This window comes from Halomonas sp. OfavH-34-E (assembly GCF_024124525.1).
Taxonomy (GTDB): domain Bacteria; phylum Pseudomonadota; class Gammaproteobacteria; order Pseudomonadales; family Halomonadaceae; genus Halomonas; species Halomonas litopenaei.
In genome coordinates, this window is sequence record NZ_JAMXRY010000100.1 from 1 (window position 1) to 4,966 (window position 4,966).

At 64.6% G+C, this 4,966-nt stretch carries 8 protein-coding genes; all 8 read left to right on the plus strand.

Translation table 11 applies throughout. The features are described from left to right. Window positions 1-687: DUF4055 domain-containing protein (locus NH448_RS23060; RefSeq protein WP_253029549.1), on the plus strand; the 687-nt coding region annotated here is incomplete at its 5' end. Next, window positions 680-1,840: a phage minor head protein gene (locus tag NH448_RS23065; RefSeq protein WP_253029550.1), complete on the plus strand. Its 1,161-nt coding sequence runs from the start codon at window positions 680-682 to the stop codon at window positions 1,838-1,840. The genes NH448_RS23060 and NH448_RS23065, both read left to right, overlap by 8 nt. 14 nt (window positions 1,841-1,854) lie before the next feature. Continuing rightward, window positions 1,855-2,007 (plus strand): hypothetical protein, encoded by a 153-nt coding sequence (locus tag NH448_RS23070; RefSeq protein ID WP_157033133.1) that lies wholly within the window; start codon window positions 1,855-1,857, stop codon window positions 2,005-2,007. 95 nt (window positions 2,008-2,102) lie between these two features. Further along, on the plus strand, window positions 2,103-2,828 hold the full coding sequence (locus NH448_RS23075; protein WP_045994880.1) for a hypothetical protein: 726 nt from the start codon (window positions 2,103-2,105) through the stop codon (window positions 2,826-2,828). Between the two features lie 11 nt (window positions 2,829-2,839). Beyond that, window positions 2,840-3,799 (plus strand): major capsid protein, encoded by a 960-nt coding sequence (locus NH448_RS23080; RefSeq protein ID WP_253029551.1) that lies wholly within the window; start codon window positions 2,840-2,842, stop codon window positions 3,797-3,799. A gap of 53 nt (window positions 3,800-3,852) precedes the next feature. After that, window positions 3,853-4,206, plus strand: coding sequence for a hypothetical protein (locus tag NH448_RS23085; RefSeq protein WP_253029552.1), 354 nt, complete (start codon window positions 3,853-3,855; stop codon window positions 4,204-4,206). Between the two features lie 3 nt (window positions 4,207-4,209). Beyond that, window positions 4,210-4,584 carry a DnaT-like ssDNA-binding protein gene (locus NH448_RS23090; RefSeq protein WP_253029553.1) on the plus strand — a complete coding sequence of 125 codons (375 nt, stop codon included), beginning with the start codon at window positions 4,210-4,212 and terminating at the stop codon, window positions 4,582-4,584. Beyond that, entirely contained in the window at window positions 4,584-4,961 is a 378-nt protein-coding gene (locus NH448_RS23095; protein ID WP_045994877.1) for a hypothetical protein, read from the plus strand. The genes NH448_RS23090 and NH448_RS23095 overlap by 1 nt, the downstream gene beginning before the upstream one ends. Window positions 4,962-4,966 lie beyond the last annotated feature (5 nt).

The window sequence follows — 4,966 nt, forward strand, 5'->3', positions numbered from 1 at the left end:
ATCCCCCTGGTCTTCTTGGGCAGCACCGACAACAACGCCGACACCGACGAGATTCCGCTGCTGACCATGGCGAAGGCGGCGCTCAAGAGCTACCAACTCTCGGCAGACTACTACACCAGCCTCCATTACACCTCGCATCCCCAACCGTGGATCGCCGCGGACCTGGGCGAGGACGAGCAATTCAGTGTCAGCGGCCCCATGGCCGCCTGGAATGTGGGCAAGGACGGCAAGGTCGGGTATCTCGAGTTTCAGGGCGCGGGCATCGAGGCCAACCGCACGGCGATGCAGGACCAGCGCAACACTGCGCTCGAGGCCGGAGCTCGGGTGATCGACGCCGGAGCCGACGAATCTGGCGAGGCCCGCAAGGCCCGCCAGAGCGATCAGCACACCAGCCTGTACAGCGTGGTGGTGACGGCCGCCGAGGGCATTGAGCAGCTGCTTCGCTACTTCGGCCGCTGGCTGAACTTGCCGCAGGCCGACATCGATGCCATCACGTTCAAGGTCGAGCCCGAATTCACCAAGGCCGAGATCGATGCCGCAATGATGGGCATCGTTCGCGATCTGCGCCTGGCCGACGAGGTGCCGCAGGCGGTCCTGTTCGAGTCGTTGCGCAAGGCCGGGGTCACCAATCTCGCCGACCAGGACCTGTTGGCCCTGCTCGATGGTCAGGTAACCGACGATGAGTGATCGTGAGGACGCACAGCGCCGGATCGTCACCGCTCTGGCGCAGCATGTCTCATACCTGCACCGCACCGGCACAGCGCACGTCAATAAGGCGCTGGCGATCATCGACGAAATGAGCGCCGAGATTCCCCGGGAGATCGGCGAGCGCCTCGACAACCTGACGCCAGCCGAGCTCCAGGCATTCGCCCGGGGCCGCTACCACACGACTCGGCTCAAGGGGTTGCGCGACGCAATCGACCGCTGGGCGGCAACGCTGGCTGAGCGCATAGAGAGCATGAGTCTCGAGGAGCTGGCGGCGCTAGCGAACCAAGAGGCTGGCTACGTTCGCGACCTCATAGCACAGGCAGCCGAGGGCGATATCCCGCCGGCTCCTGCTGTGGCATCGGCCGCTCTCTCCCGACCGGTGATGGGGGAGTTCGTCGAGGACATGCTGGCCGACATCGGGCCAGCCACCCGCAACCGGGTCTACAGCACCATCCGCCAAGGCGTCAGCGAGGGCCAGAGCAACAGCCAAATCATCCGGGCCCTGCGCGGGACACCGGCGCTCAAGTACCGCGACGGCGTGCTGCAGACGACACGCAACAACGTCGACAACGTGGTTCGCACGGCCCGGCAGCACATGAGCAACGAGGCCTACCGGGAGACCTACATCGCCCTAGGCGTCACGCATGTGGTATGGGTGGCTCAGCTTGAGGGCCGGACCTGTCGCCGCTGCGCCCCGCTAGACGGTCGGCGCTGGAAGATCGACGAGCCACACCCGGAACCGCCGCTTCATCACCGATGCCGATGCAGCCTGGCGCCCTCCCTCGACGGCGACATCATGGGCCAGCGGCCCTACGTGCGCGCCCTTAAGGTCAAGGGACGCGACGACCAGGCCAAGTTCCGCAGCATCGGCAACATGACCAAGAAGCAGCGCGAAGCTGCCGGCCTTGAGGTTGGTCAGGTTAGCGCAGGCACCACATACGCCGACTGGTTCGCGAGCCAGAGCGCCCGGTATCAGCGCGAATGGCTGGGAGACCGGCGCTACCGCCTCTACAAAGAGGGCGGCTACAGCCTGGACCGATTCACCGATCCTCGGCAACGCGAGTACACGCTGGACGAGTTGAGAGCACGCGACCGCGAGACATTCGCCGAGGTGTTTGGCGAGGCGGCATGAGGTAGGCTGACAGCATGACCCCAGCCGATCCCGATTTCATCACCTGGTGGCGACTGTGGCGCCTGCTGCAGTCCGGCAGCGGAACGCTCGCCGACCAACTCCAGGCCCGCCTCTGCTGGAACCTCTCTTTCGAGGTTCGACGCCGCCTAGGCGATTTCGAAGACTGACCAACAATTTTATTCAAAGCCCCGCCATTGAGCGGGGTTTTTTAATGGCTGCTCGCCAGGCGGGCGGCCTCAACGCGCTCAAGGAGCACAACACCATGCCACTGGAAATCGACTTCTCTGAACTCGGCATCGAGCTGGAAGAAGACAAGGCCAAGGCTCTCAAGGAGGCGCTGGACGCCAAACATGAGGAAGCGCTCAACAGCGAGGTCAGCGGCCTCAAGTCAAAGCGCGACCAACTGCTCGAATCACAGAAAACGCTCAAGTCTCAGCTCAAGCAATTCGAGGGGCTGGACCCCGAGCGGGCCCGCAGGCTCGAGCAGCAGCTGGCCGAGAACGAGGAGGCCCAGCTGATCGCCGACGGCAAGCTCGACGAGGTGCTGAACAAGCGCACAGAGCGGATGCGGGAAGGCTATGACCGCCAGCTGAGCGAGGCTCAGCAGACCGCAGAGAGCGCCAAGGCGTTCGCCGACAAGTTCCGCGGCCGGGTCATGAGCGACGAGATCCGAACTGCGGCCGCCGAAGTCGGCATCGTGGACTCGGCTGTTCAAGACGCAGTCTACCGCGCAAGTTCGCTGTTCGAAGTCGATGACGAGGGCAACGTTGTGCCCCGAGAGGAGGCCGGTCTGGATGCAGACGGCAAGCCTCTCACCCCTTCCGCATGGCTTGAGTCCATGCGAGAGAAAGCTCCGCACTGGTTCCCGCAGCCCAAGGGGTCAGGGGCGCCGGGTGGCGGAGGTGGTTCCTCAGCGCCAAGGGCGTGGAAGGACGCGAAGTCTACCGCCGAAAAGGTGGAAATCCTGAAACGCAAGCAAAACCAATGAGGTAGCGCCCTATGGCACTCTCTGATATGAAAGTCTTCAACGACTTCCTGTACTCGGCAGCCACCGAGACCATCCGCCAGCAGATCGAACTGTTCAACGCCGCCACCGGCGGTGCTCTGCAGCTCCAGCAGGCGGGCAACGTGGGCGATTTCGCTAACGAGGCCTCCTACAAGGCCATCGCCAACCTGATGCGTCGTCGCAACGCCTACGGCACCGGCGCCGTCACCCCGACCACTCTGGCCCAGATGGACCATGTGGCGGTGAAGATCGCCGGCGGCACCTCCCCGGTGGAGTTCCAGCCGCAGCAGTTTCAGTGGATCCAGCGTCAGCCCGAAGAGGCCGGTGTGGTGATCGGCGAGCAGGTCGCTCGAGGCGTCATCGCCGATGAGGTGAACACCGCTATTCTGGCCCTGCAGACCGCGATGATCGGCAACTCCGCCGTGGCGCACGACGCCACCGCTGGCACTCTGAATCTGAACGCCCTCAACAAGGGCGCCGGCAAGTTTGGCGATCGCATGATGGACATCATGGTCTGGGTGCTCCACTCCAAGCCGATGACCGACCTGTTCGACGGCGCCCTGACCAACGGCAATCAGCTGTTCGAATTCGGCACCGTGCGCGTCACCCAGGATGGTTTCGGCCGCCGGTTCGTGATGACCGACTCTCCTGCGCTGTACGAGGCCGATGGTGGCGGTGCTGGCACCGACCACTATCACACCCTTGGCTTGGCCGAAGGCGCCGCGGTTGTCGAGGACAACAACGACTACTACGCCACCGTCGAGGAGAAGACCGGCGACGAGAACATCCGCCGGATCTTCCAGGCCGAGTACACCTACAACCTCGGCCTCAAGGGCTACTCCTATGGCGGCACCAAGTCGCCCGACGACGCCACCATCGGCACCGGCGGGAACTGGTCGCAGATCGCCAGCGATGTTAAGGACACCGCCGGCGTCATCGTGACCTCTCTGTGATCCCTGGCGGGCGGCCTACGGGTCGCCCGCTGGCCAGCTGATAGGAGTCAGCCATGCACCTGATCTACACCACGCGCCGCCGCGGCTTCGAGCCCGGGCGGCAGTACCGCAATCCCCGCTTCTTCGCCGGCGCCGACAAGGCCGCCACCAGCGTCACCGTCGAGGGCCATCACCCCGACGTGGTCGCCGCCTACGAGTCCGCCGGCATCGAGGTCGAGGTGATCGGCGCCGAAGAACCGCGTCCAGACGATGCCGAGTCCGACGAGCGGGCCCGCCGCGCCGAACTGATGGACGCCATCGAGCAGACCACCGGCAAGCGCCCCGGTGCCAACACCAAGACCGAGACCCTGGAACAGCGGATGGCCGAGATCGAGTCCAGCAGCCAGGACGAAGACGGGCAGGAGTAACCCATGGCCACCTACGTCACCGTTGACGATGTCGACACCAAACTGGGCGCGGGCTGGGAAGGCACGGGCGACAAGACGCGCGCCGTGCTGGATGCTAACACCTGGCTGACCGCCAAGCGGGTCCGGCTCTCCGACCCTGTCGACGATGACGTGGTCATGGCCGGCGCCCTGCTGGCCCAGGAGGCGGCGAATGGCCGGCTCTACGCCGACACCGACGGCGCCGTGAAGCGCGAGCGGGTCAGGGCCGACACCGTCGAGGTGGAGACCGAGTACCAGGACGGCGCCCAGGCGCAGACCGGCGCGCTGTCGATGATCTCCGACCTGCTGGCCCCGTACCTGCCGAAGACCAACGGGGTCACCATCCTCAAGAGGTTGTAATGGGCTACATCCAGGACAAGATCAACGCCAAGGTGCCCAAGGCGTTCGACGGCAAGCTGAGTGACGCCGTGCGGCCCTTCACTGGCTCCCGCGAGATAGCCGGCGAGTACGATCCAGTGACTGGCAGCAGTACGACAACGGTAGCCTACTCTGGCCGAGGGGTATTCAGCGGATACTCGGTCCAAGAGGTCGACGATCAGCACATCAGGCGTACCGACGTGAAACTCTCCGGCGTACTCCAGAACGAACTGATCTTGGACGCTGACCAGGCCCCGGCCACGCCCAAGGTCGACGACACCATCGACGGCATGCTGGTGGTTAACGTTGGGCAGGATCCGGCCAAAGCCACTTGGACTCTGCAGCTCAGGAGACCGTAAACTGA